The 2,283-nt window shown below is 39.6% G+C and carries 3 protein-coding genes; 2 read left to right on the top strand and 1 reads right to left on the bottom strand.

The window, feature by feature from the left end:
- The coding region (locus RQ763_RS11410; RefSeq protein ID WP_314153106.1) for an MOSC domain-containing protein at positions 1–627 on the top strand (627 nt) is incomplete at its 5' end.
- Positions 628–710: 83 nt separating this feature from the next.
- Positions 711–1,259 carry an HPP family protein gene (locus tag RQ763_RS11415; RefSeq protein WP_314153107.1) on the top strand — a complete coding sequence of 183 codons (549 nt, stop codon included), beginning with the start codon at positions 711–713 and terminating at the stop codon, positions 1,257–1,259.
- Here RQ763_RS11415 and RQ763_RS11420 read toward each other — a convergent pair.
- Positions 1,228–2,157, bottom strand: a complete 930-nt coding sequence (locus RQ763_RS11420; protein WP_314153109.1) for a protoglobin domain-containing protein — start codon at positions 2,155–2,157, stop codon at positions 1,228–1,230. The two genes, RQ763_RS11415 and RQ763_RS11420, sit on opposite strands and share 32 nt — an antisense overlap.
- Positions 2,158–2,283: the final 126 nt, after the last annotated feature.

Genomic DNA, 2,283 nt, shown 5'->3' on the forward strand with positions numbered 1-2,283 from the left:
GAATCTGGCATAAAAAAGTACCCTCTAGATAAAGCATTTATGACAAAAACAGGCTTTCATGGAGATGAAGTTGCAGACCTTATCCATCACGGCGGAGAGACAAAAGCGGTGCTTTTTTTCTCTAGCAAAACATACGAAAAACTAAATAAACTAAGCGGCAATAGCTTTGAGTATAACGACATGGCACACTATGGAGAAAACCTTTTAGTCGATGAAATTGATGAAGCGGGTATCTGTGTTGGCGACATTCTTAAAGTTGGAGAGGCTACTTTTGAAGTATCTCAACCAAGACAGCCATGTTGGAAACTCTCTGCAAATACTGCTACTAAGCCCATGACTGGCATTATCTACAATAACGGTTTAACCGGATGGTATGCAAGAGTAGTCCAAGAGGGAGAGGTCAAAAAGGGCGACGAGGTTATTCTTGTAAAAAGAGTCTACCCAGAACTTAGCATAGAGGCACTAAACAGAGTTATCGTAGACCCTCTTAGTGACAAAGAAGTGACACTTCAAGCCATAAAATGCCCAGTTTTAGGGGAACAGTTTAAAGCTTCACTTGAAGGAAGAGCAAAGCTAAGAGAGCCGAAAAACGAACCGTTTTGGTACCATAACGAGCCTCAAGAATAAAAATACAAAGTTGATATATATCAACAAAACTTACTTAGAAAATGCTTATCATACGTCAAATTTAATTTACAAGTGAGTGGCGTTTGAAAAAATACTTTGCAAGAATGCGATCAAAAGAGAGACGTCCTGTAAGAAAACCGATAAGCAAGATACTTTGGTCGACTCTTGGCGCTTTTGTAAGCATCTACCTGCTCTCTTTGTTTAGTCAATATTTTTCGCCTCAGGACGGTTTCTTTCTGCTTGGTTCTTTCGGGGCTTCGGCAGTACTTGTCTACGGTGCGCCTGATGCCGCTTTTTCACAGCCTAGAAACCTGCTTGGCGGTCACATACTCTCTGCATTACTTTCTGTTTTTTTAGTAAAATTTTTCGGAGATTCACTAGAAATTGAACTCCTTTGTGCTCTGAGCGTCTCTCTCTCCGTTTTAATAATGCACTTCACTCTAACCATGCACCCTCCGGGCGGTGCAACGGCGCTTATTTATATTATAGGAAGCGAAGAGATAAGATCTATTGGATGGTTCTACCCAATAACACCTATTGCTGCAGGAGCGCTTATAATGCTCCTTATAGCACTCATCATAAACAATCTCTCGAGCAACTCTAAAAGGCACTATCCACTTTATTGGTACTAACTCCAACTATTTTTTTTGCGCCTACCAGCCAGTAAGAGACTGCAAGTGCCACTATAACAGCGCCTATTACCAAAAGCTCTTTGCCGCTCTCTGATGAGAGAGAGTAGATAAGCACTTTACGTATAAGAGCCGCCATAGCAAGCATAATAAACGCTCCGATGGCAAAACCTTTGCCTTGAAGATGCTCTATCTCTTCATGAATGAGCTCTATTGCCGCCCAAAGAACAAGCAGACTTCCTAGAACGGTTAAAATACCCTTCTCTATCCCTATATCTGAAAAAAAGAGAAGATATATATCGTATCCAAAAAGTCCTATGGCAAAAAATGCTACAAGCGCCAATGAACCGGCTAGAAAAAAGTTTACATAAGAGTTAAATCTTTTAAGACCGGAGAGAACTGTTTTTTCAAATTTTGACATTGAGAGGAACTTTCCAAGTTCCTCCTCTCTGTATGAGCTGGTAAGTGTATCTAGATTTATATCTATGATCTTTTCTACTGCGTCTATCTCCATCATGCTTCGTCTATCATCTTGGCAATTCTCATGAAGGTTTTTAATGACAAAGGTTCTTACAAAAGTAAATGCAGAGTTGACGTAGTGTGTAGGAAGCCCGATGCGTACATGTATCTCTCCTATTTTGTAGAGATATGTAAAATATTCAAGATCATATTTTCCGCAAAAAAGATTTACAAACCATGCTTTTATCTTTGTTCTGTGATAATCAATAATCTTTTGATTTTTCAAAAACTTTGCAGTTGACCCAAACCCCCAGATATAGTCATAAAACTCCTCTATAAATCTGTTTGAAAGCTCCTCCATTCTAGGTTGAAGCTCTTTTAAGATTAGAGCCTCCTCTTTTGTAAACTTATAGTGCTCTTTTAAGCTCTGATGCTGCTGCATATTTTGCCCTTTTATGATGTTACGCACTAAAACGAACGCGTCCGTTTTAGTGGCAGGGACCAAGGTCCCTACAACCCCCTAAAGCTACGAAAAACTTGGTTTTTCGAGAATTATAAGGTGTTTAAC

The organism is Sulfurimonas sp. (assembly GCF_032250635.1).
GTDB lineage: Bacteria > Campylobacterota > Campylobacteria > Campylobacterales > Sulfurimonadaceae > Sulfurimonas.

Bases quoted from the DNA above. Each gene is read 5' to 3' on its own strand.
- RQ763_RS11420 (WP_314153109.1), bottom strand. From the start codon at position 2,157: ATGCAGCAGCATCAGAGCTTAAAAGAGCACTATAAGTTTACAAAAGAG.